We start from the raw sequence: 25,313 nt of genomic DNA on the forward strand, positions 1-25,313 counted from the left end.
TGTTGTTTCTCCTTGGTCATTGCTTTGTCACCCCTATCAACTCTTACTCAGAAATATTACGATTAGAAACTGGTTCAGCCACGGGTTCTAACTCCTCTTCTCCTTCATGGAACTCAGAGAACGAGCCTTTGGGTTCTTTCAAGAAAAAGACACAGAGGAAGCCGACAATTAACCCTGCAACTCCCAGCATTTGGAAGAAAGTCCGATCAGCAGGAGGCCCTGAAGGCATCAAGCTATAGATGGTTAAATAAGCTACCGCACCGACATTACCGTAAGCGCCGACACTGCCAGCAATTTGCCCTGTTACCCGACGTTTAATTAGGGGAACAATCGCATAAGTAGAACCCTCTGAAGCCTGAACAAAGAAGGAACACATCATAGTTACGACTACCGCTAAGGGTAAAAACCAACTGCTGTTGATCATGCCCATCATTAAGAAGCCAATTCCCATGGCAATCAGTAATACTGCCATCGTCCATTTCCGACTTCCCATTTTGTCGGAGATAAGTCCTCCACCGGGGCGAGACATCAGGTTCATAAAGGCAAAACTAGAGGCAATCATGCCAGCACGAGCAGGATCCAATTCAAACGTCATCTCAAAGAAAGCAGGTAACATGGAAACAACTGCTAATTCTGCGCCAAAGTTAACCACATAAGTTAGCTGTAAAATTGCCACTTGCTTAAACTCATAGCGATCTTCGGCAGGATACCGTTTCTTACCTGTCATTAAAGCCTTATTAGCATCCCATGCTTTATAGGATTGATAGGCATAGAGAGCCACTAACCCTAAACAGATCAAGAGAAACTGTTGCTGACTGAGAAAATCAACTCGGGTTAAACGCCAGGCAAGAACTCCTAAAATTCCAACGAGAGGAATATTCATTAATAAGGAGAACCAAAAGTCCCGTTTGGTGGTTACTTCCATGCCACCGCTACGTTCAGGACGCTGATAAACTCGTCCTGGTGGAGTATCTTCAACATTAAAGAAGTAAATCACTCCATAAACCGCTGCAATCACCCCTGTGAGCATAATTGCTAAACGCCAGTTGTAGTCCCCAGCCGCAAAAACGCCAAATCCAAGAGCAATACTGGGAAGGCTAAAAGCAGCAGCAGCCGAGCCAAAATTCCCCCAACCCCCATAAATTCCTTCTGCAACGCCAATTTCTTTCGGGGGAAACCACTCGGAAACCATGCGAATGCCAATGACAAATCCAGCCCCAACAATTCCTAGTAGCAAACGACCAATAACAAGGGTATTAAAGTCTTGTGCTGAGGCAAAAATGAAACAAGGAATTGCCGCATAAACGAGCAAGGCTGAATAGGTAATTCGGGGGCCAAATCGATCCAAAGCCATCCCAATTAAAATCCGTGCAGGTACTGTCAAGGCAACATTGGCAATACCAAGGGTTCTCATTTGGTCAGAGTCTAATCCCATATCCCTCATAATGGTGGTTTCTAAGGGAGCCATGTTGAACCAGACCACAAAACTGAGGAAAAAGGCAAACCACGTTAGGTGTAAAATTCGATAACGACCTTGAAAAGATAAAATGTTCATCATAAGCAATTTTTTGGTATTTTCGAGTTAGTTAGAGATCATCTTTTTCTCTTGAGAAATAACCAAGATCAGAGATGGCATACCGCTCTGAATTTCCTCTAATTTACTGATTGTTTTTAGATACTTGTGTAGCTTTTTTTACAAAATACAAATTATTATTACAAAATTGCATTAATGGTTTTCCTTTTTTACATTAAAATTGATATTGATTGCTATTTGATGCACTCAGGATGCAGCTTTATGATCAATTCTCTTGCTTTGTGTAGCCCATTGAGGGATTCCTATGGCGATGGGCTGGAATGATCAATGACGATGACTAATGACGGCATTTGGGTAGTCAAACAAGCTACACTGAAGCAAAAACAGTAAATTAATGGAGAAGACTATTGCTAGACGAAAAGGCGAAAAAAACAATTTTGCGTAAGATCCCCCATGGGCTTTATATTTGTGGGGTCAAAGATGGTGAAGAAATTAATGGTTTTACTGCTAGTTGGGTTATGCAAACCTCTTTTCAGCCCCCTCTAATCATTAATTGTGTGCGTCAAGACTCTGGTTCCCATGAGATGATTAAAAATAGTGGGGTGTTTGCCCTTAGTTTTCTCGATAGTGAACAGAAGGACGTGGCTGCTCAGTTTTTTAAGCCCCAACGACGAGTGGGTAATAAATTAGCAGATGTAGAATTTTATTCAGGTGAGGAAACAGGTTGCCCGATCATTAAGGATACCCTTGGTTATGTAGAATGCCAGGTGGTGGAATCAGTAATGAAAGGCGATCACACGATTTTTGTTGCTGAAGTGATTGGGGCTGGCGTTCATCGCGAAGGCAGTGCCCTTTTATTAGAAACCACAGGCTGGCAATATGGAGGATAGTTTGCTGACTCTAACATTAATCAAGGAGGAGTTTTATGCCTTTAATTAAAGTTCATACCTCAGTAGCGAAGCCTGATCAAAGTCAAGTAGAAGATTTACTTAAGACTTTATCAGGAAAATTATCTAAGCATTTAGGAAAACCTGAGTCTTATGTAATGACGGCTTTACAACCTGATGTGTCAATGACATTTTCAGGAACAACTGATCCTGTTTGCTACATTGAAATTAAAAATGTTGGCAGTATGAAACCTGACCAAACACGCTCTATGAGTGAAGATTTTTGTCAAGAAGTGGAGAAAAATTTAGGAGTTCCTGCTAATCGTACTTATATTGAATTTGCTGATGCTAAAGGGGCAATGTGGGGCTGGAATGGCTCAACTTTAGGTTAAAATTAGTCCTGCAATTGTTCACTACTGTAGGTTGGGCAGAAAGTACGCTAACCCAACCTACCAAAAGCTCTATGATATTTAAAACTATTAAAGTCTCTTTTCCTTTCTTCTTATTTTTTATCTTTTTTTCCCACTTAGAAGCCAGGGCTAACCCTGATTTGGCAGAAGAATTAGACTTAGATCCAGAGGTTATTGAAAACAGTCCTGTTTTACAAAAATGGGGAGACGAAATTCCTAATGTTTTAAGAGAAATTCGCCATGATCCCAGTTTTAAGACAAGAGTACAATTTGGGGTTGTGCAATATCCCTCTAGTGATGATATTGGTGGTTTTAAAGTAGGAGTTGAAGATATTTTTCTGGGAGAAACTGGGCTTACCGCAAATTTAGGCTATAGTCAGAGTTTTAATCGCGATCGCGCTCATTTTGAAAGTAATCTTGCTTATTCTCTTCTCCCGATGGGAAACTACTTTAATGTCGCTCCCATCGTTGGCTATCATTCTATTGAAACAGAAGAATTTAGTGAAGATGGGGTAAATGTGGGGTTACAGTTGCGATTAACGTTATCTCGCACAGGGGCAGCTGATTTACGACTCACACAAAGTTTTATTTCCCCCGGACAAGATGGGGAAGTGGGATTAACAACGATCGCTGCTGGTTATAGCGTAACCGAACAATTGCGCTTAGGGGTAGAAATTCAAAAACAAAATTCTTCCTTTGCTAATGATAGTCGTGTTGGTATTTTAAGCGAGTGGCAATTTCGTTAAACTATACCTAGCGATTTATGCTATGATACTGAAGTAATTGGGGTACAGAGAGACTAGCACAAACTTAGTGCATTTTCTTTGTAAATCAATATTAAAATTTATTTTTTGCTTTCGGAGTCTGTTTTTTTCATGTCGATTTATGTTGGTAACTTGCCTTACGAAGTTACAGAACAAGAACTGAACGAAGTTTTTTCTGACTATGGAACTGTAAAGCGTGTGACTATTCCAGTTGACCGGGAAACTGGTAAAGTGCGCGGTTTCGGTTTTGTGGAAATGGAAACTGAGTCTGATGAATCCCCAGCTATTGAAGCTCTTGATGGCGCAGAATGGATGGGAAGAGAGTTACGAGTAAATAAAGCTCGCCCTCGTAGTGAAAATAACAATCGCAATCGCGGGAGAGGGGATAGAGAGCGTTTTTAAAATCTAGTTAAGACGAATTGTCAATCTCTAGATGATGGGGATTGTATGTTACAATGGCTAACAGGGAAAGCGAGAAAGTTTTCCCTATTTATTGCTGTTAATTTAGTTTGTGTAGAAAATTTTAAGAAAATTGCTCAAACCTTTATTCACAAATCTAAGGTTGATGTTCATCAAGTAGTGGTCAGAACGACTCAAATCTGACACTAGCTTAATTAATATTATAGTTGCGAGTATTGTATATTAAGGAGGTATCTATGACTCAAGTGACCGTTGGTCAAAACGAAAATATTGAATCAGCACTGCGTCGTTTTAAGCGTCAAGTGTCCAAGGCGGGGATTTTTGCAGATATTAAGCGCACTCGCTTCCACGAAACTCCAATTGAAAAGAAAAAACGTAAAGAAATTGCTCGTCGTAAGAAGCGTTTTCGTAATTAATTAGTGTGATTCCTGTTTCCCGCGCTAGCTACTCGCGGGGAATTCCCAAATGATTTAAGTTTACTTTCATCCCGACAAAAGGTAATTGTCAATTTTGTTAGAGCAATTTTCTTCTTTATGCGCGATCGCGCCCACTTCTAAAGCGATAAAAACGCTACAACCTCTCTGTAATCGCAGTGGTATCACCTTATTTGTTCCCGATGATTTAGAAAATTTTACCCCGAATACAGTAACTTATAAGGGGAAGTTAAGTCAGCATTTAGAGGAAATTTGGTCCCAGTATCAGGGAATTATTTTTGTTTTTGCTACAGGGGCAGTAGTGAGATTAATTGCCCCTTTATTACAAGATAAAAAGAGTGATCCTGCAGTTATTGTGATGGATGAAGCAGGGGAGAATATTGTTAGTTTATGTGGAGGACATCAGGGCGGTGGTGAAACTCTCAGCCGTTGCCTAGCGCAAGAGTTAGGTGGCAAGGCGATTATTACTGGGGCTTCAGCAAGTTTGAATCTCCCAGGAATTGATGTCATCGGTAAGCCCTTTGGTTGGCGGAAAGGGAAGGGAAATTGGACAGCAGTCAGTCGCGCGATCGCGCATCAAAAGCCAGTTGCAGTTATTCAAGAAGTGGGATCAACCCTCTGGCAAAATCATCTCCCCGAAAACCATTGTTTTCAGTTTGAAACCAGAGAAACTGAAGCACAAGTAATTATTACTGATCGTGCTGTAGAAATTAATCCACAGTTATCACAAGTTCTCTGGCATCCTCGCGTATTGTGGGTGGGAATTGGCTGTGAACGCGGAACTCCCCAAAACGTTATTCAAGAAGCCTTAGAAACAACATTTAAGGAGTTTGGACTCAGTGAAAGCGCGATCGCAGGATTAGCAACCATTGATATTAAAGCCGATGAATTAGGGCTTGTAGAACTAGCAACAGAGCAAAATTACCCCTTAAAAACTTATACTCCCGAAGAATTAAACTTAGTAAGAGTGCCCAATCCCTCCTCCGTTGTTGCCCAAGAAGTGGGAACAGCCAGTGTAGCTGAAGCAGCAGCCTTAAAAGTCGCCCAAGCCTCAGAGTTAGTGGTTAATAAGCAAATTTTTAAGTCAGATCAGGGCGCGGTTACCATAGCAGTAGCGCGATCGCGCAATGAGTATATTGGAAAGAGTGGACAACTTTACCTTATTGGCACCGGGCCTGGAGATATTAATCAAATTACCCCTGCAGCCCGAGCTGCCATTACTGAAGCCGATGTCATTCTTGGTTATGGGCTATATCTCGACTTAATTCACTCCCTGCAACGCCCCGGGCAAATCATTGAACGTTATGCCATTACTGAAGAGAAAAAACGGGCTGAACGTGCCATTAGCCTTGCTAATTGGGGATTAAACGTTGCTATGGTCTCTTCAGGAGATGCAGGAATTTATGGCATGGCGGGATTAGTCTTTGAAGAATTAACCACCGAAAATTGGGATGGCAAAACTCCTGCAGTAGAAGTATTTCCCGGAATTACTGCCATGCAAGCGGCGGCGGCGAAAATAGGTGCTCCCCTTATGCACGATTTTTGTGCGATTAGTCTCAGCGATTTATTAACCCCATGGAACGTCATTAAAAAACGCCTAATGGCAGCTGCAGAGGGAGACTTTATTACCAGTTTATACAATCCGCGATCGCGCAGCCGTACTGAACACATTAAAATTGCTCAACAAATTTTTAGTAAACATCGTCCCCCGGATACCCCAGTTGCACTTGTGCGTTCTGTTTCCCGAGAGGATGAACAAATAACATTAACCACTCTCCAAGAAATGTTAGATCATCCGATTGATATGCTAACCGTTGTTATTATCGGTAATTCTAGCACCCGACAGCATCATCACTGGATGATTACACCGAGGGGATATTTAGGATTTCAACCGTAAAACTTGTGCAAAGGATAAAAAAATTCGTTCAAGAATTTTTGAAAAATTTTTTATAATGATCTAACTTTTTTCAGTATAAGTCAAAGCATTTTTAGCTTTAATTTTTTCTTTAATAGCTTCAGTTAGTTCGGCTATTTTTTTAGCCACAAAACTTTTCTGTTTTTGTTAATCCCGTGCCTGAATCCTTAGATTAGTTATTAGTCATAAGGTTAAAAACTGCTATATTTACATAATTTTACAAACAAAAGTGAGATTACCTCCATATAATAAACTTAAACCAATCTTCCCCCATGAGTGAACTGTACTGCATCGTTTCAATTCCAATGTTTTTCTATTTTATGAAGTAAACAAAATGAAAACAATTTTGCTGTCCGTCGTGACCATTCTGTCTGCAAGCGCTTTCATGAGTTCAGCCCAAGGAGTTCCTCTTTACCAACATCAGGACGCAGCAGAACCGCAAAGAGATAAAGAGGCTAGTGATATTGTTGGTGAGAATGGGATGCCAAGTCCTCAACGGATGGAACCTGGGTCAGGGGTAGGTCCTTATCCTCACCTGAAACCTCGGCATGGCATCGATACGCCCACAGTGCCACAGTTAGATCGAGCTAACCCGCGACTTCGTCCTGGATATGGCACTACTACTCCAACTGAGCCAGATGGACATGGTACGGGGCCCACAGTGCCAGAGTTAGATCGAGCTAATCCACAAATTAACCCTGGAGATGGAGTAGCAACCCCAACCCGTACCATACTAGGTGATGCTTTTAATTGTGATCCTGCAATCGCAGGATGTGGTCCGATTGGCCCTGATGGGAATCCTGCGCCTTCAGGACCTAATCCTTGCCATGGACCTTATTGTCCTCCAAGAATTCCTTAGTCAACCATAAAAAACCCCCCTCCCGAAAGAGGGGGTGAAATCGAACTAGCTAACTAGAAATTAGCCATTGATTTCAGGCGCTTGCATGGCAACAGGAGTTGCTTCGCCAGATGCTAAGTCTAAGGGGAAGTTATGAGCATTCCGTTCGTGCATTACCTCAAATCCGAGGTTAGCGCGGTTTAATACGTCTGCCCAAGTGTTGATGACACGCCCTTGACTATCAAGGATGGACTGGTTGAAATTGAATCCGTTCAAGTTGAACGCCATGGTACTGATACCTAAGGCGGTGAACCAGATTCCGATTACTGGCCACGCTGCTAAGAAGAAGTGCAAGCTGCGACTATTGTTGAAGCTGGCATATTGGAAAATTAAGCGACCAAAGTAGCCGTGGGCAGCAACAATGTTGTAGGTTTCTTCTTCTTGTCCGAATTTATAGCCATTGTTTTGGCTTTCGTTTTCAGTGGTCTCACGCACTAAGCTAGAAGTGACAAGAGAACCGTGCATTGCGGAGAATAATGCGCCTCCGAATACGCCGGCGACACCGAGCATATGGAAGGGATGCATTAAGATGTTATGTTCAGCTTGGAACACGAACATGAAGTTAAATGTTCCACTAATGCCGAGTGGCATACCATCAGAGAAGCTACCTTGTCCGATAGGATAGATGAGGAACACTGCGGTTGCGGCTGCGACAGGTGCAGAGAAGGCAACGCAGATCCAAGGACGCATTCCTAGACGATAGGAAAGCTCCCATTCACGACCGAGGTAGGAGAATACCCCGATTAAAAAGTGGAATACGATTAGCTGATAAGGACCACCGTTATAAAGCCACTCATCTAAGCTTGCTGCTTCCCAAATGGGATAGAAGTGCAGTCCGATGGCATTGGAGGAGGGAACTACTGCTCCTGAAATAATGTTGTTGCCATAAAGCAAGGAACCTGATACCGGCTCACGAATCCCGTCAATATCAACAGGAGGGGCTGCGATGAAGGCGATAATAAAGCAGGTAGTTGCGGTTAAGAGGGTGGGAATCATCAAAACGCCAAACCAACCGATATAGAGACGGTTGTTGGTACTAGTTACCCACTGACAAAACCGTTCCCAAAGGTTCTGGCTTTGTTGTTGTTGTATGGTAGTAGTCATAGTTTTATGATTCCGTTCAACACTACAATTTAGTGTCTCGTAGCTTTTCAACTGCTACACCTTTAATTTAAACAATACATTGCGTTTTGTAAAGACTGTTCATAAAAAATTAATTCTTAGGGTATAGGGCTTAATTACTATGGCTACGGGGTTGAATGTCAGGTTTGCTTTTTTGAGGAGGATTTGAAGAATTGACTTGTGAGGTTTCCCCTTTTTGAACTTGATAGGGGAGGGTCTCATTTTTTTCTAAGGCTTGTAAATTTTTGTCTAGGACAGATTGAGGTTGTTCACCAATCACTGACGCGATCGCGCTTCCCTCTCGATCTAAAAAGGCAAAGTGAGGAATACCATCAACTTTATACTGCACCATCTCTGGCAACCATTTATCGTTATCAACATTGAGCATGACAAAATTAATATTGTCGCGATATTTTTCTTTCAATTCCCCAATCTCTTCCGCCATAGCCTGACAGCTGGTACACCAATTGGCATAAAATTCTAGGAAAGTAGGTTTATTATTCCCAAGGGCTACCTCTAGAGGCGTTGAGGTTTCTGCTTGCTTTTCTAGAGATAAAGAAGGATTATCACTTTGTAAGCCGAAAAAAAGAGCAAAACTAATGGCAATTGCCCCGAAGGCGATTATAAGGTTACGAATGCGGGTGCTAAGGTCGGACTGAGTCATTGTTACTTTCCTTTACATTAATTCATTTTTTCCTCCATTGTTACAGTAACAAGTAAAAGACTTTCCTTAATTGCCATGAAAAAACGAGTTACTCTCACCTTTCCTAAAAACCGTGTTCCGATGCCAGTTACTTACCGTTTGGCAAAAGATTTTAATGTTGCCGGTAATATTATTCGCGCTCAAGTTGCACCCAACCGCACGAGTAAATTAGTGGTGGAGTTATTGGGGGATATTGATGAAATTGAAGCTGCCATTGAGTGGATGAAGCTACAAGATATTAGCGTCTCTCTAGCCAGTCGAGAAATTATCATTGATGAAGAGAGTTGTGTTGATTGTGGCTTATGCACAGGAGTGTGTCCAACAGAAGCGTTGACCCTTGATCCTGAGAGTTTTAAGCTCAATTTTACCCGATCGCGCTGTGTCGTCTGTGAACAATGCATTCCCACTTGCCCTGTGCAAGCCATTTCTACTAATTTCTAGCGAGGTCAGTTTCTAACCTTGCTAATTTTACTTGTCGATAGTAATGCCCTAAAATTTGGCGATAGTTCGCTCCTTCTTGGGCAAGGTAATGAGCACCCCATTGGCTTAATCCAATCCCGTGACCAAAGCCGCGTCCTGTAATCACAAACCTGTCACTCTTCTTTTGAACTTGAAAGAGAGTGCTACGTAGATTCAGAGCGTGACGAAACTGATCCCCACTCAAGGTTCTAGTATCGCGATCGCCGACTACTTTTAAGCGTCTTATCCGTCCTTGAGGGCTAGCTTGTTGCGGAATGATTTCTTGTACTGTTCCAACTCTTAAACGACGACCCATTGCCGTAGGAGAAAAGGCTTGTTGCCATTGATAAACCGGTGCTGTCTGATCATAATCAGCAACTCCCCGTAAATAAGGTAAGGGGCTACTCCATACATCCTCAACATTTTCAGTATGTCCCCCTGAAGAGGAATGAAACACCGCTAAAATGACATTTCCATTATGTTGTAAGACTTCTCCTTCAGTGCTATTAACGGCTTGATGAGTGCGTTCAGTTTCACTATTCACACCTTTATACACTTGAGAAGCTGTAGTGCTTTGTACATCATAGAGCCCATTCCCAGTATTTTCTTGCTGATGCAAAGCATAGGATCGGGCGGCTACTGCTTGGGCTTTTAACGCTTCTAGGGGCCAACTCGGGGGCATTTCTGCGCCTACAACACTGTAAAGATAATCCTCTAAATTCACCTTATTAATGACTGTCAAATTGGAGTCACGATTCACTAATCGGACTTTTCCGCGATACCAACGATTCCCAATCCATACATAGCCATCATCTCGGGGGGTAATCGAAAGTTGATTGGCTTGCCAGTCCCCTAACTTAACTCCTTGGCCACTTCCCACAGCCCGAAACGCACTCATGCCCTCAATTTCCCCTAAAGCATTTCCTTGAGCATCTTTCACTACGGCAGTGGTAGAACTGCCAACGGGCACTTGTTTAGCATTTTCCTGTAAGAGAACCCTTAATGCTGTTGTGGCTTGGGCTGAAGCTGACAGTAATAGCCATAAAAACACACTGGATAAAAGAGACTGTAAGAACACACGAAACTCCTTCTTCGGGGCGGACAATATCATAACCGAACACTCCTCTGTAAATGGTTATCTGGGTTTAATCATGGATCGATCATCGTTTTCATTAGTAACTTCTTGACTTTAATCCATAACTATGATTAACTCAAGCGTGATGTTTAACTTGATTTGGATAAGGACTTAACTATGCCTGAAATTGTTTCCTTCTCTCCTGAGGATTTCACGTCATTCTCACAGTATAATAATACAGTTGTCATTGCTCAGGCAATTGAAGACCCAGATGTTTTACAACAAATTGAGGACGGGTGGAACAACTTTATTGAGTCTGGGCAGGTATGGGCTTTAATTATTGGATTTTTCTTAGGTTATCTGCTTCGTACCTTTATTTCCTAAAGTCATTAGTCATTGGTCATTAGTCATTGGTCATTAGTCATTGGTTTACAAACAACGAAGGACAAAAGACAGAGGACAAACAACTAAAATCAAATATGCTAGATTATTAGCAAGTCTAGACTAAAAGAATTTAATGAATCGCGGAAAAATTATTGCTATTATCACTGGGGCAATTTCAGTGCTTATTGCCGTTGCTTACTTAGTTTTAGTATTAATTTTGGATAGTCGTGGCGAGATGAAGCCTGCTCCGATTACTGAAACAACTCCCATCATAGAAATACACCAACCTATAACTAGCTATTTTTTCTGAAATGAGTAATCTAGATCGTGATTCTTGGTGGGAATATTTAAGCACATCACGCCTAGTTTATTATTTACTATTGTTTGCATTTGGTTGGGCAATTACCCAGATTTTAGCCTATTTCCAAACTGTTATTATAATCTTTGTTTTTGCCACCATTTTAGCTTTCTTATTACATTATCCAGTGCGCTGGTTAGAACAATATACAACTCATACTTTTGCGACAGTTGTTATTTTTTTAGGTAGCTTATTTTTATTCACGATCTTAATTTTTACACTAGGCGCAACTGTGATCGCTGAGTTGCAAGTATTTTTGGAACAAGCACCTGAAGTGGCAGCGTCTTTAATAGAGGGATTAGAGCAAATCGAAGCATGGTTAGAGGAACTTACGATCCCTGTTGATTTTGGTGTTTTAGAAGAAGAATTACAAAGACAGCTAGGAAATGCCGTTGGGATTAGTACTACTTTAGTTACCAATATTTTAACTAGTTTTGTTGAATTAATTATTATCCTAGTGATTGCATTTTTTATGCTTTTAGATGGGGAAAAACTTTGGCAGTTTATTGTTCAATTATTTCCTGAGCGATGGCAAGCTGAAATTACTTCTTCTTTAAGAGATAATTTTCTAGGTTTTTTTCGAGGCAGATTAATTTTATCAATCTTTTTTGGGGTTTCTGCCTTTTTTGTTTATTGGGCTTTACAAACTCCCTATCCTTGGTTATTAGCCGCGATCGCGGGCGTATTTGATTTAATTCCAGGGATAGGTGCTACCTTAGGAGTAGGATTAACAGGGTTAATGGTATTGCCACAAGGACTTTTAATTAGTTTACAGGTGGTGGTTTATTGTGTTGTTTTACAGCAAATCGAAGAAAATGTTTTGATGCCACGCATTATGCAAGACTCTGTTAATCTCAATCCTGTAGTTATCTTTTTTTCTTTACTCGTAGGGGCAAGAATTGCAGGATTTTTAGGGATATTTTTAGCAATTCCTACAGCTGCGGTGATTGTTGGGTTATTTAGGTTAGATGCAATGAAAAGTTAGAGGGATGTTAAAAAATCAGGGGTATTAATAATATCAAAATAGAGTAATACCACAATTACAACCGTATAAAGAGTGGAACCCGTTAGCCCTAAAATCATATCGCGTTTCCAATTGGACTGGCGTTCCTCAAAGAATAAGTCAAATGTTCCCCATTGCATCATTAAAATGCCAATAATGTTGGAAAGCCAATAACCAATGACGGTTAAGATCATAAAGGCATCGGTAAACATCCAATTAAATAGATAAGCAAAGGCATAAGCAATGGGAAGATTAAAGAATAAATCATTCCACCAAGACAGGGGAGATAAGAGATAACCTAATCCTACTAAAAATGTTCCTTTTGATTTTTTAATTATTGAGCGACTTTGGGACGACATTGATGCAATACAGAATGTAAATCAACAACATGACCAATAATAGCAACTGCAGGGGCACTAAAGTCTGCTTCTTTCATTTTCTCGATTATTGTCTCAAGAGAGCCTGTTATTTCTTCTTGTTCGGGACAAGTTCCCCATCTTACTAAGGCGATGGGCGTTTGAGGGGTTAATCCTGCTTTTAAGAGTTCCCCAATAATGTTTTCTAGGTTGTGAATGCCCATATAAATGACGATGGTTTCTGATCCTTGCGCGATCGCGCTCCAGTTAATTTTCGGGCGATATTTCCCTGCGGCTTCATGTCCCGTGACAAAAGTGACTGAGGAACTAATATTACGGTGAGTCAGAGGGATTCCTGCATAAGCTGGGGCAGCCACTCCTGCAGTAATGCCAGGGATAACTTCTACAGCAACCCCTGCTTCAACTAAATCTCCCATTTCTTCGCCACCGCGCCCAAATACAAAAGGATCGCCTCCTTTTAAGCGGACAACTACCGCATGATCTTGGGCTTTTTCGATCATTAACTGGGTGGTTTCTCCTTGCAGTTTAGAATGTCGTCCGCGCCGTTTGCCAGCGTTAATTTTCTCCGCTTGGGGATTAATCATGGCTAAAATCCCAGGGCTAACTAAGGCATCATAAATGACCACATCAGCGTGTTCCAGTAAGGTTTTTCCTTTCAGGGTAAATAACCCAGGATCCCCTGGCCCTGCGCCAATTAAATAAACTTTACCAAGCAGTGTTTGATCAGTCATAGACAAATATATTCCTGAAGAATTAAATCAGCAAGGGAGAGGCGATCGCTGAGGGGATTTCCGAACTCGAACCTAACTTGGGGAAACTGAGTTTGTAAGGTGTGAACCTGTTGCGCGATCGCGTCAGTAATTCCCCCTGGAAAGAGAAAATACGGAATAATCTCAATTTCCTGCTTCCCTTCAGCGATTAAGGCTTCTACTTGTTCGCTTAAGGTGGGAGATACTGACCAATAGGCAACATTTGCCTTTAACTGTTTCCCTAGAGTCGCGATCGGTAAATTCCCTCCTTTACGCCGACTTCCATGTGAGATTATTATTTTAGCGGATGAGGGAGAATTAAATGGAAGCGAGGGGGAGGCAGTGCTTGCAATTTTTTGTGCCATGAGGGGGGATGATCCCAAATAAGACTTAAGATCAATCGTGAAGCGGTGTCCCACCTGTTCTTGTGCCTGTAAAATTGCGTTAGGGATATCTTCTTGAACATGAACCCCTGGTAGGAGAAAAAGGGGAATAACTTGTAAGTGAGTTTTCCCTTGCTGTTGCATTTTCGGGACAATTTCTTGCGCGATCGTTTCCTCAAGGCTAAGAGGAGCTAATTCCAACGCCGCAGCTGCCACAAAGGGTTCTGGAGGTCTTGTCATTACCGTTGCCCTCGATGAGGCAGAAACCGCCAATTCCATCGCCATTTGATGACGTACCCCTTGTACTAACTTAGAAACCTCTTTAGCGGGGCGAGGATCGCGACTGCCATGATATACCAGTAAATAAGCAGTTTTGTCTAACAACAGCTATAAATTGCAACTAAACTTAACGTCTAGCCTCATCATAACCTGAGACGACAAAATAAGCTGTAACATTTGTACCACATTAAGGCGCTAACCGTTCTCGCAACCAATTGCCATCAGACTGCTGATTGTAGCGAATTCGATCATGTAGCCGATTCGGACGACCCTGCCAAAATTCAATTTCTGTAGGAATGAGACGATAACCTCCCCAATGAGGGGGCTTGGGAATAGCTTTATTGTGATACTTCTGTTCTAATTCCCAACTTTTTTCTTCTAACACGCGACGAGATTCAATTACCCGACTTTGAGGAGAAGCCCACGCCCCTAATTGAGAACCAAAAGGACGACTGGCAAAGTATTCTTCTGATTCCGCTTCCGATACCTTTTCAACAGATCCTTCAATGCGAACTTGACGTTCTAGTTCCGCCCACCAAAACACTAACGCCGCGCTAGGATTCTCAGCTAATTGCTCTCCTTTGCGACTTTTATAATTGGTATAAAACACAAAGCCTGTCTCATCCACCCCTTTGAGTAACACAATACGCGCTGACGGTTTTCCCTCAGAATCAGCCGTAGCCAACGTCATAGCATTGGGTTCAGGTAAGTCAGCATCAAGGGCTTGATCAAACCAAGTTTGAAACTGAATTAAAGGATTGGGATCAGTTTCACTTTTACTTAAGCCAGCGCGACTATAATTTCGACGTAAGTTAGCAACATGAGAAGTCATAGATTAATTCGTGCTTAAATTCATTCCCCATTACATATATTCTAGAATAGGCTCAGGCACAACTCTGACTTGTCTGGAGCGACATTTTTCTAAATCAACCCAACGTGCTATTTTTTTGCGTTCTCCCTCATTAAAAGTAATTTCTTCTAATTGATAAAAGTTTGGATTAGCAAAATCACATTGATAAACTTGGATCACTTCATGGCCAGGTTGACCATTAAAAGAAAAAATGCTTTCTAAACAAGTGACATATTGAATATTAACTAACTCAGCATTTAACTCTTCTTGAAATTCTCGTTTGAGAGCTTTTAAGCTACTTTCACCAAAGTCAACGCCTCCTCCTAAAGCGCGATAAAAATATTCTTGTTTGATTTTGTCGTAACCTTCTGAGAGAAAAACCCGATTATTGTGATCTTTAATTAAACCGAGTACCAAAAAACGAATTTCATTAGGATCGTGCATAATGATTAAAATAGTGCCTTTAATCGCCCAAAACTATACTTAAAGCGGAATACAGTTTAAATTGACAAATAATTTCCTTATGGTAAAGCAAGAAAACCCTGAAATCAATGGCTTCTATGGAACCCATGGGTCTTAATGACCTCGCTACAGTGACGGCGATTTTTAACGAAGCAATTAAAGCTGGGGAAACCACCCAAGCCCTTGAACCAAAAACGATTCAGCAATGTCAGAGTTGGCTACTGAATAACAAGCCTGAGTATGAGGCTTATGTGTATAGGGAAAAAGCTGAAATCAAGGGTTGGATGGCGCTTACCCCTTTCCATGAGCGTGAAGCCTATTCTCCAACAGTAGAATTATCAGTTTATGTCACGCTATCTGCTCGCAGTCAGGGAATTGGTAATCAACTCGCAAAACTAGGGTTAACGAGAGCTAGAACACTGGGATTTCATTCTGCGATGTTATTACTGTTTCCTCAACCAGTTTATCGTTTAAATTGGGCTAAACGGTTAGGCTTTGTAGAGCGAGGTCGCTTAGAGGGAGTAGTGCCAATAGAACAGGGGTGGCGAGATGTCATGTTATTTCAACTTTACTGTATTTAAAGAGTGAGGAGCTTATGATTCGTGCTGCTGATCCGTCTGATGCTGTAGCCATTGCTAGAATTTATAATCAAGCCATTACCGATGGGAGCTATGCCACTTGTGATCTTAAACCTGTTTCTGCAGAGAGTCGCATAGATTGGTTAAAGCAACATCAACCTCCCTATCCTGTCTTTGTCTGGGAAAATCAATTGGGAGAAGTCATTGGATATTCGGCACTGAGTCCTTTTTCGATTCGACCATCTTATCGCTCTATTGCTGAGGTTGCTATCTATGTTGACCAAGCCCAGAGAAGGGGAATTGTCGGAGGGCGACTATTGATTCATCTTATGAAAACTGCTAAAAAGTTGGGCTTTCGGGCTTTAGTCGCTCTTATTTTAGAAAAAAATCAATCTAGTTTTGAGGCGGCAATAGGCTTAGGATTTCAAAGGGTTGCTTATCTTCCAGAAGTGGCAAAGATGAAACAACAGTGGGAAGGCGTAATTTGGGTGCAAAAAGATCTCACTGCTTCATCTCAGTAAATGTTAGTTATTATTGTTGCTGCGATACTCGCATCACTGATACTTCTCAGTCAGATAGGTGACATAATCCGCTTGGGCATTGCTTTCGCCTGTAGCTACCGAAATTTTGGCAATACCTCGCAAATGCGATAGATTTCTCCGCTTGGGCTTGAGGTTTGCTTCCCGTTTCAGAGAGTCTAAAAGAACTTGTACCAACTGCCAGCGATCACCATTTGAAAGTTGTAGTGCTTGCTTTTGTAAGTTTTGTAATTCTTGTGATGTCATTTGTAGTGAGCGTAATGAACGAAAAATCCCTCCGAGTTCAGGGAATTATTAGGCATTCATTGAATCAGCTTCTTAATATCTGATATAACAGCTTCCGGCATATTCCATTCTAATGCGTCCAGTATCGATAAACAATTGTTCTTGCCAACTTCAACCGTGATTCCTAGATCAGTTTCCAATGCATCAAGCATATTTCTCACCTGTTCTCTCGGAGCCCCCTCATCCCAATGCATGGCATGATTGCGACCCTCCCAGACCACGTCCACAATATTCTGTGTCCCCACCGATCTAGCGTACGGAAGATCTGGTTTTCCTGCGTAACGTATGGACAGCGCCTGTTTCGCAATCTGTAAGACCGCACCCGCCAGGCTAGACATTGATTCGATAGTTGACCCCATATTGAAAAGTGCCCTTTCTATTTTTTCCACCTTATTTTCTTGAGCCTCGGCTCTCTGCTTTTCTAGCGCTTCCATGCGCGTTCTGTACTGTGCATAGTTATGATTGGCATTGGGAGACCACTGATCACGATACATAAATAGATCAGAAAAGAACTGTTTGGAGTTTTCGACTTCCTCAACAGTAGCCTCAGCCCTTTTTAAAACTTCCTCATACGCACCTAGTGCATCGAAAAGGTGTTCAATTGCAGGGCGACTGTTTTCAATGAACTTTTCAGCTTGTTCTTTCATAGCCATACTGATTCCTAACTGCCATACATTTCATTAAGGGTTATTTTACTAATTAGGAATTACAACTCCCCAAAGCCTTTCTTTTTCTTCTTCTTTTTCTTCTTCTTGCCCGTACCGGCAGGTTGACGGAAACCAGGTTGGGTTTGACCGCCGCCACCGCCAAACATTCCACCGAGTCCGCCCATGCCAGGCATCTCCATATTCCCTTGTCCCATTTGTTGCATCATGGAACGCATTTTAGTAAAGTCGCTGACTAATTTTTCCACATCTTTTTGTTCATGTCCTGAGCCTTTGCCAACACGACGACGACGACTGGGAGATTTCGCTAATAATTCTGGCTGTTCCCGTTCTTCTTTGGTCATGGAGTTAATCATCGCCTCAGTGCGTTTGAGTTGACTTTCTCCTTTCTCTAAATCTGACCCACTGAGTTTATTCATCCCCGGAATCATTTTCATCACGCTACCGAATGATCCCATATTTTTTAGCAGGCGCATTTGTTTCAGGAAGTCGTTAAAGTCAAATCGCGCTTCCATCATTTTTGCCTGCATTGCTTCGGCATCTGCCATGTCGATTTCTTCTTGGGCTTTTTCGACCAGAGAAACCACATCGCCCATGCCAAGGATACGAGATGCCATTCTTTCAGGATAAAAGGGTTGTAGGGCTTCTACTTTTTCTCCTACCCCGATAAATTTAATGGGTTGTCCAGAAACTTGGCGCACGGATAAGGCAGCCCCACCACGGGTATCGCCATCAAGTTTGGTTAGAATTGCCCCAGTAACTCCAACTTGTTCATGGAAGGTTGCGGTGAGACTGGCCGCTTCTTGTCCTGTCATCGCATCCACGACTAACAAGACTTCATGGGGAGAAACAGCATTTTTAATGCTAATCAGTTCCTCCATCATGTCTTGGTCAATTTGCAAGCGTCCGGCGGTGTCAATGATGACGGTATTAATCCCTTCTGCTTGTGCTTTCTCGATGCCTTTTTGGGCTACTTCTACGGGGTTGGCTTCTGTTCCCATTTCAAACACAGGAACTTCTATTTGTTCGCCAAGGGTTTTTAATTGGTCAATGGCAGCCGGGCGATATACGTCTGTTCCTACCATTAAGGCACTGCGCTCTTGTTTACGCAGATGCAGGGCAAGTTTTGCAGTGGCAGTGGTTTTCCCTGTTCCTTGTAACCCTGCCATCAGAATAATTGTGGGTGGGGTATCGGCTTCGGCAAGGGGAACATTGCTTTCTCCCATCACCTTGACCAGTTCATCGTTGACAATTTTGATGAATTGCTGGTCAGGACGTACGCCAGAAATTACGTCTGCCCCTTGAGCAGCTTTTTCTACGTCGGCAATAAAGTTTTTGACAACTTGTAAGTTAACATCTGCTGAGAGGAGGGAACGACGGACTTCTTGTAGGGCAGGTTTAATGTTGTTGGCGGTAATTTTATCTTGACCGCGCAGTTTTTTCCAAGCTGATTCTAAACTTTCTGAGAGGGCATCAAACATAGCTTTTCGATCTTATAAGAGTTTCAGTATAAAGTCTTTCTCTAATTTAGCAAGGAGAGGGGCTTAGTGATGAGATAAACTGGGGAGTTGCTAGGTTGTGGAATTAATCTGAAATTATCTCTATGGTCAAAATTAACGAAAATTATCTCAAACTGAAAGCAGGCTATCTTTTTCCTGAAATTGCGCGACGGGTGAATACGTTTGCAGAAAATAACCCTGATGCCGATATTATTAAGTTGGGAATTGGGGATGTGACAGAACCGTTACCGCAGGCTTGCTGTGATGCCATGGCGAAGGCGGTGGATGAAATGCGCGATCGCGCTACCTTTAAAGGATATGGCCCCGAACAAGGATATCCTTGGCTACGAGAGAAGATTGCTTCCCATGATTACCAACGCCGTGGTTGTGACATTGATGCCTCTGAGATTTTTATTTCCGATGGCTCTAAGTGCGACACAGGGAATATCTTAGATATTTTAGGGGATGATAACGCGATCGCGGTTACTGATCCAGTTTATCCTGTTTATGTGGATACCAATGTCATGGCAGGACACACGGGGCCAGCCAATGATGAGGGAAAATATGAGGGATTACTGTATATTCCCATCACTGCTGATAATAACTTTACTGCCAAAGTGCCCACCGATCAGAAAGTAGATTTAATCTATCTCTGTTTTCCCAATAACCCCACTGGTGCGGTAGCCACTAAGGAACATCTACAAGAGTGGGTTAATTATGCTAAATCTGTGGATGCTCTGATTTTATTTGATGCGGCTTACGAAGCCTATATTACGGATGACAGTCTCCCTCATTCCATTTATGAAGTGGAAGGGGCAAAAGATTGCGCGATCGAGTTTCGCTCTTTCTCAAAAAATGCTGGTTTCACAGGAACACGGTGTGCTTTAACCGTTATCCCTAAAACCCTTACCGCTAAGGCTTCTGATGGCTCTGAGGTGCAACTGTGGCAACTGTGGAATCGTCGCCACTCCACCAAATTTAATGGCGTTTCCTACATTGTACAACGCGGTGCTGAGGCAGTTTATTCAGAACAAGGACAAGCAGAAGTGAAAGCCCTTGTTAACTTCTATCTCGAAAATGCCAAAATTATTCGGGAAAAACTCACCGCAGCCGGATTAACTGTTTATGGTGGCATTCATGCGCCCTATATTTGGGTGCAAGCACCAGAAGGGCTTTCGAGTTGGGATTTATTCGATAAATTGCTTAATGCTGCTAATATCGTGGGAACTCCTGGTTCTGGTTTTGGAGCAGCAGGAGAAGGCTATTTCCGCATTTCTGCTTTTAACAGCCGTGAAAATGTCAATGAAGCAATGAAACGCATTACTGAGAACTTAAAAGTTTAATTTTCTATTTCCCCCAAAATGGGGGATTTTTTGGATTCGTCCTCTGTCCTTTGTTATTTGTAAACCAATAACCAATGACTAAGTTTCTACCTCAACAGATTAAGAAGCGCTATAAAACTACTACTTATCATCTGACTTAGAACGACGATACTCCTGTACCAGTTCAAAAAATTGTACAGAATCTACTTCACCATAAGCTTGTCTCTCAGGTTGTTCATCTACACGCTCCATTAAAGCCTGAAAAGCAGCATGATCATTTCGGTTCTCTAATACGTATTTTTTAAGTTCTTTTATGGTCATCGTTTGAAATTCAGAGTTCATAGATAAATCTCCAGTTTCCATTGGGGTAAACCTCGATTAAAACTTCATTTCCTGCAATAATGACACAAGATCCCGTTCTCATATCTAAGCGAAGCATATCTATAGGAAGATACATATCGGTGAGGTTTTGGCAAAGCTGAAAACAGCGTAGTGCTTGTTCAACTGTTGGCAAGTGTTTGATTCTCCTATAATGTAGCTTACATATCTTACTAGCAAAGTGATGATGAAATCTTCTTAAAAACTGTAATTCCCACTAGAAAGGCGACTAAGCAATACCTAGGATGTAATTCATGAGTCAAATTTAACTTGATGCGAAAGAAAAAGAGATTCTGCACGTAACAAGTCGCTTAACTCGAAAATCTGGGCAAAACAAATTAGTTGAAAGCGCGATCACGTTAAAAAGCAGTCATAGAAAATAAAGACATTTGTTTATATTGTGTAGTATTCCCCTCCATATATTGTTTAAGTGCAGAAGCAATATATTTCGCTAACTTGACGGGAACTGCATTAGCAATCGTCAGTTCAATATTTGCATGGCGCGATACAATTAAAAAGTTCTTAACGCCAATAAGGGCGACCTCGCCAAAAAACTCCAATGATTACGCCAATAAAAATCGGATAAGAGAACCGTAGTAAAAAACTGGGAAAGGGAATTAAAGCATTAACGCCTAAAGCAATCATCAAGCAAAGCACTAACGCCCATAAACTCCCTGCATTGAGGAATATTTTTGAGCGATAGTAATCACAAATAGAAACCCCTAATGCCCCCACTCCTGCTGCAACGGCTAGAGGAATTAAAATGCCCAATGGTGGGGATAAAAGTAAGCGAATACTGTCTTGTATGGCAGCAACATTGGAAATTAGAAAAATTAATAAAAAGTCAAGGACAGAAACAGCAATAACAGTAGCAAAAGCAACTCCAAAAAGCGGTTTCCAAGGTTGAGACTTTAAGCGACGGATGGGGTCATTCATCATCAGACTTTTACCTAGCTAGAGGTGGCTTCAGTGGTTTCAGTTGTCTTCAAAAATCGTTCAGTAATATTACTGGTAATAATATGAGAAAGGAGTCCTACTGGCCCAGCAAATAAACATAAAATAATGGAATGAACAGTAAAGATTCCCTTTTCTTGTCCTTGCCAATATACCCAACGTCCAACAAATAAATCCATCACTAAAAAGTGAGCCCAACCTGTTGCAGCAGCATTTTCTTCAGAGAAGAACTTGGCAATTGTGGGCAAGTCTGGGTTTGACAAGGCTTGGGCTGATTCTCCACTTAAGGTATTGGCAAAAAAGAAAATATAAAACCCAACTAAGATAATAAAGGGGATAAAAGAGGACATAACTTTTTTGGTTACGCCCCAATTCGGAAGGAAAATCATTAAAGCCCAAAAGGGTAAGACAAAGAGGTTAGCGATATCAAAAACTAAGCTAATATTCATGGTAATTATTTTACTGACTGAGTGCTTTTAAGAAACGTTGTAAATTACTAAAAATTCCTTGCTTTTGTGAGGATTTATTCGCAAAAACAGCTTCCTCTTCTGCGGAAACATCTTCTCCCGCAGCTTTTCTTAGCAAGCGATCTAAATCATCTCCAACTGGCTTTTCAGGTTCTTCACAGAAAAATTCATATTGATTTTCTGCTTTTTCAAGCCAAATTTGCCAGCCAGACGGATAATGTCTCAAGATTGCTGCATCTTCTAGAGGCTGTAAATAATAGCAAGTGGTAATGGTACTTAAAAAGCGTTCTCTGAGTTGTCGCGCGGCATAACCAATGCCAACTGTTGCCACATCTTCTAATTGTGGAATTAATAAAATAACGGGTCGATCTCCTGCTAAGTTACAGAGTTTTTCTACTTTTTGTACTTCTACCGCCGAAGGAGAAATAATTAAGAAAAGCTGATCTTCCTCTGATATTTTGTTCTCAATTGGTGTGTTACGACTCCCTAAATCATTGACGTAAAATGGAATATCTTCCCAGTTGCGTCTGGCTAAAGCGGCTGCCCCCGTATCAGGAAATAAGACTTTTAAGCCTGCGCCATAGTCATCAGCAAATAAGTCAGCAAATTGTTTCGCAATGACTTCTCCTTGCAGGGCAATTTCAGGAATTTTTAATTCCACTTGTAAGCGGGTTTCTCCTGCTTCAAGGGCGGTAAGGGTGGCTTGTTTGGATTGCGCGATCGCGCTTTCTAATGTGGTTGGAAACTCCATAATTCCTTATTGTGCTAAAACCAAACTTGATTCTTGTCTTAACCGTTGTAACACTTGTTTGAAAACCATTGCTGTCCATTCAATATCTTCGGCAGTGGTACTACGCCCTAAGGTTAATCGTAACCCTGATAACGCTCTTTTTTCGGAATAGCCCATTGCCAATAAAACGGGACTTGGTTTCAGTTTACCACTATTACAAGCTGATCCAGCACTAACCCCAATTCCTGCTAAATTCAGTTGTCTAACTAAGGTTTTTCCAGTAATATTTTCCAGAGGCGAATCAACGATCAAGCTGACATGATGGGGCAGACGATGAGCGCGATCGCCAGTGGGAATCACATAAGGACAATCGGCTAATAAATCAAATAATTGTTCCCGTAACCCTTCTAAACGGGGAGTTTCTTGAGGCATTTCTAAACGGGCAAGTTTGGCTGCCACCCCTAAAGCCGCGATCGCGCTAACCGCTTGTGTTCCAGATCGCAATCCTCGTTCTTGCCCTCCCCCAATTAGCCAAGGCTGAATTTCTAATCCCTCTCGCACATATAAAGCGCCAGCCCCCTGTACCCCATACATTTTATGTCCAGACAAAGACAGTAAATCCACATCTAGCTGTTGCACATCAATCGGTAATCTGCCAGCCACTTGCACCGCATCAGTATGAAATAAAATGCCCTGAGAGCGAGCAATTTTGGCTAACTCAGGAATCGGCTGTAAAGTTCCCACCTCACTTTGCCCATAAATAATAGAAATTAGAACTGTATTCGGTTGAATCGCTTGTTCTAAATCCCACGGATGAACGCGCCCTTTTTCATTCACTGGAAGACAAGTCACTTCCCATCCCCAAGACTCTAAGCGTTGGGCAGTTTTAGCAATTGCTGAATGTTCCACACTGGAAATAATCAGATGTTGGGGAGAGGCATATTGTTCCGCTACCCCCAATAAGGCTAAATTATCCGCTTCTGTTCCCCCTGAGGTGAAAATAATATTCTCAGGCTTTGGGGCCTTAATTAACTGGGCAGTTTCCACACGCGCCATTTCTAACTCCATAGCAGAACGTTCTCCCCAAGCATGAAGACTAGAGGGATTGCCCCATTGTTCGCTTAAAACAGCTTGGACTTTTGCTATGACATCAGGATGGGGGGGAGTGGTTGCGCTGTGGTCGAGATAAATCTGCATAAGGGATATTAAAAATGATTGATCAATCGTGCCAGTTTATTTTCTATGTTAAAGCTGCTACCTATTGCCTTCACTCTTTCGTTAGATTTTAACTTTTGTAAAGAGCGTTAACATTAATAATAAAGTCAGTCAGAGGTTACACCTTTCTAAAAGAAAAGAGCCTGCTCTGACCGTTGGTTAAATAACTTCCGACATTCTTATGGCTTCCGAATCAGAACAACAATTATTAAAAGCAGTTTTAGCGCCGTTATTGGATGACTTTCAATATTGGTTTTCCCATTCCCGCGAGATTCTTGAATCTCAAGATGTGGCTGTTTTATCTCCCCAAGAACAAGCAGATTTATTAGAGCGCGTTAAGTCTGCCCAACAGGAAGTAACAGCAAGCCAAAGTTTATTTCAAGCTACTGACGGTACGATTGGGTTAGAAATGTCGACGATCGCGCCCTGGCACCAGTTAGTGACAGAATGCTGGCAGGTAGCCCAACGAAATCGACAATACCAATCCGGATCAGAGAATAGCTGATACAGGTTAGAATATGAATTAATAACAAAATTCTAAACTGCCTAGTTCACTCAAACTTTTTTGTGTTGCTTATTCATTTAGTAAATTTCTAGAACTTCAGTCATTTCGAGGAAACTATGTTGCACCTACTCTACATTATTGCTTTTACGGTCATCGCTTTTTTTGCCGTCAGTAACTTAATCCGTAGCCTAATTAATGTTGGCTTTGAATCCCAAAAAATAGGCAACAACTGGAATACCGATGGAAATCGAGGCAATCCTTCCAATCGTCGCTATACTCCCTCATCAACTACTCCCCACCCTGAGTTGTTAGACGACCAAGGGAAACCTGTTAATGAACCTTTGTTAGTCATGCGTTCTGTGAATGTGGATGATGAGCGAGAAAGACTAGATGCCTTATATAATGACTCCCCTGGCAATACTTCCGATGAAAGCAAAGGATAACATTCTTCTGTTAGCTCTGACCCAGCTACAAGTTTCTTAGAGAGTAGCTGGTTTTTCCATCTGGATCAGAATAAAATTAGAGCTTGCGCCTTAGCTATCCTTGAGGTTGAGCAGAGCAAGCCCTTTTTTAGCTTTAAATTAAAACTCCCCAGGCAGGATTCGAACCTGCGACTAATCGGTTAACAGCCGACCGCTCTACCGCTGAGCTACTGAGGATTAAGTGAGTTGCCTTTTCGACAACAGTAACTAATTATATACATAGGAGAA

General features: G+C 41.8%; 35 protein-coding genes and 1 tRNA gene. 17 read left to right on the forward strand and 19 right to left on the reverse strand.

Annotated elements, in window-relative coordinates; translation table 11 throughout:
• Positions 1-43: 43 nt before the first annotated feature.
• Positions 44-1,555, reverse strand: a complete 1,512-nt coding sequence (locus tag FRE64_RS06320; protein ID WP_146297296.1) for an MFS transporter — start codon at positions 1,553-1,555, stop codon at positions 44-46.
• Positions 1,556-1,941: 386 nt separating this feature from the next.
• Here FRE64_RS06320 and FRE64_RS06325 point away from each other — a divergent pair, with 386 nt between their 5' ends.
• From FRE64_RS06325 to FRE64_RS06355, 8 genes are all read left to right on the forward strand, one after another.
• Positions 1,942-2,424, forward strand: coding sequence for a flavin reductase family protein (locus FRE64_RS06325; RefSeq protein ID WP_146295178.1), 483 nt, complete (start codon positions 1,942-1,944; stop codon positions 2,422-2,424).
• A 35-nt stretch (positions 2,425-2,459) separates the two neighbouring features.
• Positions 2,460-2,813, forward strand: a complete 354-nt coding sequence (locus FRE64_RS06330; RefSeq protein WP_146295179.1) for a phenylpyruvate tautomerase MIF-related protein — start codon at positions 2,460-2,462, stop codon at positions 2,811-2,813.
• A 71-nt stretch (positions 2,814-2,884) separates the two neighbouring features.
• The gene (locus FRE64_RS06335; protein WP_146295180.1) at positions 2,885-3,577 is read left to right on the forward strand and encodes a hypothetical protein; all 693 of its coding nucleotides are present in this window, start codon (positions 2,885-2,887) and stop codon (positions 3,575-3,577) included.
• A 129-nt stretch (positions 3,578-3,706) separates the two neighbouring features.
• Entirely contained in the window at positions 3,707-3,997 is a 291-nt protein-coding gene (locus FRE64_RS06340) for an RNA recognition motif domain-containing protein (RefSeq protein ID WP_146295181.1), read from the forward strand.
• Between the two features lie 45 nt (positions 3,998-4,042).
• A complete protein-coding gene (locus tag FRE64_RS17415; protein ID WP_186709001.1) occupies positions 4,043-4,198 on the forward strand; it encodes a hypothetical protein in 156 nt (51 codons plus the stop codon).
• A gap of 53 nt (positions 4,199-4,251) precedes the next feature.
• Positions 4,252-4,431 carry a 30S ribosomal protein S21 gene (gene rpsU / locus FRE64_RS06345; protein WP_146295182.1) on the forward strand — a complete coding sequence of 60 codons (180 nt, stop codon included), beginning with the start codon at positions 4,252-4,254 and terminating at the stop codon, positions 4,429-4,431.
• Positions 4,432-4,516: 85 nt separating this feature from the next.
• Positions 4,517-6,346, forward strand: coding sequence for a precorrin-3B C(17)-methyltransferase (cobJ, locus tag FRE64_RS06350; RefSeq protein ID WP_146295183.1), 1,830 nt, complete (start codon positions 4,517-4,519; stop codon positions 6,344-6,346).
• Between the two features lie 352 nt (positions 6,347-6,698).
• Positions 6,699-7,223, forward strand: coding sequence for a hypothetical protein (locus FRE64_RS06355; protein ID WP_146295184.1), 525 nt, complete (start codon positions 6,699-6,701; stop codon positions 7,221-7,223).
• Between the two features lie 60 nt (positions 7,224-7,283).
• On the opposite strand, the gene psbA is transcribed toward FRE64_RS06355, so the two are convergent.
• Both psbA and FRE64_RS06365 read right to left on the reverse strand, forming a co-directional pair.
• Positions 7,284-8,366, reverse strand: coding sequence for a photosystem II q(b) protein (gene psbA, locus FRE64_RS06360; protein WP_146295185.1), 1,083 nt, complete (start codon positions 8,364-8,366; stop codon positions 7,284-7,286).
• 130 nt (positions 8,367-8,496) lie between these two features.
• The gene (locus tag FRE64_RS06365; protein ID WP_146295186.1) at positions 8,497-9,048 is read right to left on the reverse strand and encodes a thioredoxin family protein; all 552 of its coding nucleotides are present in this window, start codon (positions 9,046-9,048) and stop codon (positions 8,497-8,499) included.
• Positions 9,049-9,123: 75 nt separating this feature from the next.
• On the opposite strand from FRE64_RS06365, the gene FRE64_RS06370 reads away from it, so the two are divergent.
• Entirely contained in the window at positions 9,124-9,528 is a 405-nt protein-coding gene (locus tag FRE64_RS06370) for an NIL domain-containing protein (protein ID WP_146295187.1), read from the forward strand.
• Here FRE64_RS06370 and FRE64_RS06375 read toward each other — a convergent pair.
• Positions 9,518-10,657, reverse strand: a complete 1,140-nt coding sequence (locus FRE64_RS06375; protein ID WP_146295188.1) for a SpoIID/LytB domain-containing protein — start codon at positions 10,655-10,657, stop codon at positions 9,518-9,520. The genes FRE64_RS06370 and FRE64_RS06375 overlap by 11 nt on opposite strands.
• Positions 10,658-10,798: 141 nt before the next feature.
• Here FRE64_RS06375 and FRE64_RS06380 point away from each other — a divergent pair, with 141 nt between their 5' ends.
• The 3 genes from FRE64_RS06380 (at position 10,799) to FRE64_RS06385 (ending at position 12,348) form a co-directional block, all read left to right on the forward strand.
• Positions 10,799-11,005, forward strand: coding sequence for a hypothetical protein (locus FRE64_RS06380; RefSeq protein WP_146295189.1), 207 nt, complete (start codon positions 10,799-10,801; stop codon positions 11,003-11,005).
• Positions 11,006-11,138: 133 nt separating this feature from the next.
• Entirely contained in the window at positions 11,139-11,315 is a 177-nt protein-coding gene (locus tag FRE64_RS17420; RefSeq protein ID WP_186709003.1) for a hypothetical protein, read from the forward strand.
• A gap of 1 nt (position 11,316) precedes the next feature.
• Positions 11,317-12,348 carry an AI-2E family transporter gene (locus FRE64_RS06385; protein WP_146295190.1) on the forward strand — a complete coding sequence of 344 codons (1,032 nt, stop codon included), beginning with the start codon at positions 11,317-11,319 and terminating at the stop codon, positions 12,346-12,348.
• Here the strand turns inward: FRE64_RS06385 and FRE64_RS06390 are convergent.
• The 5 genes from FRE64_RS06390 to FRE64_RS06410 all read right to left on the reverse strand — a co-directional run bounded on the left by FRE64_RS06390 (position 12,345) and on the right by FRE64_RS06410 (position 15,448).
• The gene (locus tag FRE64_RS06390) at positions 12,345-12,725 is read right to left on the reverse strand and encodes a hypothetical protein (RefSeq protein WP_146295191.1); all 381 of its coding nucleotides are present in this window, start codon (positions 12,723-12,725) and stop codon (positions 12,345-12,347) included. The genes FRE64_RS06385 and FRE64_RS06390 overlap by 4 nt on opposite strands.
• On the reverse strand, positions 12,701-13,474 hold the full coding sequence (cobA, locus tag FRE64_RS06395; RefSeq protein ID WP_146295192.1) for a uroporphyrinogen-III C-methyltransferase: 774 nt from the start codon (positions 13,472-13,474) through the stop codon (positions 12,701-12,703). Before cobA ends, FRE64_RS06390 begins: the two co-directional genes overlap by 25 nt.
• Positions 13,471-14,259, reverse strand: coding sequence for a sirohydrochlorin chelatase (locus FRE64_RS06400; protein ID WP_146295193.1), 789 nt, complete (start codon positions 14,257-14,259; stop codon positions 13,471-13,473). Before FRE64_RS06400 ends, cobA begins: the two co-directional genes overlap by 4 nt.
• 82 nt (positions 14,260-14,341) lie before the next feature.
• Positions 14,342-14,986 (reverse strand): pyridoxamine 5'-phosphate oxidase, encoded by a 645-nt coding sequence (gene pdxH / locus FRE64_RS06405; protein WP_146295194.1) that lies wholly within the window; start codon positions 14,984-14,986, stop codon positions 14,342-14,344.
• Positions 14,987-15,016: 30 nt separating this feature from the next.
• Entirely contained in the window at positions 15,017-15,448 is a 432-nt protein-coding gene (locus FRE64_RS06410; RefSeq protein WP_146295195.1) for an NUDIX hydrolase, read from the reverse strand.
• A 107-nt stretch (positions 15,449-15,555) separates the two neighbouring features.
• Here FRE64_RS06410 and FRE64_RS06415 point away from each other — a divergent pair, with 107 nt between their 5' ends.
• Positions 15,556-16,047, forward strand: coding sequence for a GNAT family N-acetyltransferase (locus tag FRE64_RS06415; RefSeq protein WP_146295196.1), 492 nt, complete (start codon positions 15,556-15,558; stop codon positions 16,045-16,047).
• A 14-nt stretch (positions 16,048-16,061) separates the two neighbouring features.
• A complete protein-coding gene (locus FRE64_RS06420) occupies positions 16,062-16,565 on the forward strand; it encodes a GNAT family N-acetyltransferase (protein WP_146295197.1) in 504 nt (167 codons plus the stop codon).
• Between the two features lie 33 nt (positions 16,566-16,598).
• On the opposite strand, the gene FRE64_RS06425 is transcribed toward FRE64_RS06420, so the two are convergent.
• The 3 genes from FRE64_RS06425 to ffh are packed head-to-tail and all read right to left on the reverse strand — an operon-like array spanning position 16,599 to position 19,014.
• Positions 16,599-16,829 (reverse strand): hypothetical protein, encoded by a 231-nt coding sequence (locus tag FRE64_RS06425; RefSeq protein WP_146295198.1) that lies wholly within the window; start codon positions 16,827-16,829, stop codon positions 16,599-16,601.
• 56 nt (positions 16,830-16,885) lie between these two features.
• A complete protein-coding gene (locus FRE64_RS06430) occupies positions 16,886-17,515 on the reverse strand; it encodes a hypothetical protein (RefSeq protein ID WP_146295199.1) in 630 nt (209 codons plus the stop codon).
• A 59-nt stretch (positions 17,516-17,574) separates the two neighbouring features.
• Positions 17,575-19,014 carry a signal recognition particle protein gene (gene ffh, locus FRE64_RS06435; RefSeq protein WP_146295200.1) on the reverse strand — a complete coding sequence of 480 codons (1,440 nt, stop codon included), beginning with the start codon at positions 19,012-19,014 and terminating at the stop codon, positions 17,575-17,577.
• A 122-nt stretch (positions 19,015-19,136) separates the two neighbouring features.
• Between ffh and FRE64_RS06440 the strand changes: the two genes are divergently transcribed.
• Positions 19,137-20,375: an LL-diaminopimelate aminotransferase gene (locus tag FRE64_RS06440; protein WP_146295201.1), complete on the forward strand. Its 1,239-nt coding sequence runs from the start codon at positions 19,137-19,139 to the stop codon at positions 20,373-20,375.
• A gap of 120 nt (positions 20,376-20,495) precedes the next feature.
• Here FRE64_RS06440 and FRE64_RS06445 read toward each other — a convergent pair whose 3' ends face one another.
• From FRE64_RS06445 to FRE64_RS06475, 6 genes are all read right to left on the reverse strand, one after another.
• The gene (locus FRE64_RS06445) at positions 20,496-20,717 is read right to left on the reverse strand and encodes a DUF6887 family protein (protein ID WP_146295202.1); all 222 of its coding nucleotides are present in this window, start codon (positions 20,715-20,717) and stop codon (positions 20,496-20,498) included.
• Positions 20,686-20,868 carry a DUF6888 family protein gene (locus FRE64_RS06450; RefSeq protein ID WP_146295203.1) on the reverse strand — a complete coding sequence of 61 codons (183 nt, stop codon included), beginning with the start codon at positions 20,866-20,868 and terminating at the stop codon, positions 20,686-20,688. The genes FRE64_RS06445 and FRE64_RS06450 overlap by 32 nt, the downstream gene beginning before the upstream one ends.
• 386 nt (positions 20,869-21,254) lie before the next feature.
• Positions 21,255-21,671 carry a peptide chain release factor 1 gene (locus FRE64_RS06460; protein ID WP_246140407.1) on the reverse strand — a complete coding sequence of 139 codons (417 nt, stop codon included), beginning with the start codon at positions 21,669-21,671 and terminating at the stop codon, positions 21,255-21,257.
• Positions 21,672-21,682: 11 nt separating this feature from the next.
• Positions 21,683-22,135, reverse strand: a complete 453-nt coding sequence (locus FRE64_RS06465) for an ABA4-like family protein (RefSeq protein ID WP_146295204.1) — start codon at positions 22,133-22,135, stop codon at positions 21,683-21,685.
• Positions 22,136-22,145: 10 nt separating this feature from the next.
• On the reverse strand, positions 22,146-22,904 hold the full coding sequence (locus FRE64_RS06470) for a DUF1995 family protein (protein WP_222597869.1): 759 nt from the start codon (positions 22,902-22,904) through the stop codon (positions 22,146-22,148).
• A 6-nt stretch (positions 22,905-22,910) separates the two neighbouring features.
• Positions 22,911-24,080, reverse strand: a complete 1,170-nt coding sequence (locus FRE64_RS06475; protein ID WP_146295206.1) for a cysteine desulfurase family protein — start codon at positions 24,078-24,080, stop codon at positions 22,911-22,913.
• 199 nt (positions 24,081-24,279) lie between these two features.
• On the opposite strand from FRE64_RS06475, the gene FRE64_RS06480 reads away from it, so the two are divergent.
• Together FRE64_RS06480 and FRE64_RS06485 are read left to right on the forward strand one after the other, a co-directional pair.
• Entirely contained in the window at positions 24,280-24,603 is a 324-nt protein-coding gene (locus FRE64_RS06480; protein ID WP_146295207.1) for a DUF2605 domain-containing protein, read from the forward strand.
• A 116-nt stretch (positions 24,604-24,719) separates the two neighbouring features.
• Positions 24,720-25,046 (forward strand): DUF2973 domain-containing protein, encoded by a 327-nt coding sequence (locus tag FRE64_RS06485; RefSeq protein WP_146295208.1) that lies wholly within the window; start codon positions 24,720-24,722, stop codon positions 25,044-25,046.
• 144 nt (positions 25,047-25,190) lie between these two features.
• Here the strand turns inward: FRE64_RS06485 and FRE64_RS06490 are convergent.
• Positions 25,191-25,262: transfer RNA gene (locus FRE64_RS06490), tRNA-Asn, on the reverse strand.
• Between the last annotated feature and the right edge of the window lie 51 nt (positions 25,263-25,313).

Source organism: Euhalothece natronophila Z-M001, assembly GCF_007904085.1.
Classification (GTDB): Bacteria; Cyanobacteriota; Cyanobacteriia; order Cyanobacteriales; family Rubidibacteraceae; genus Halothece; species Halothece natronophila.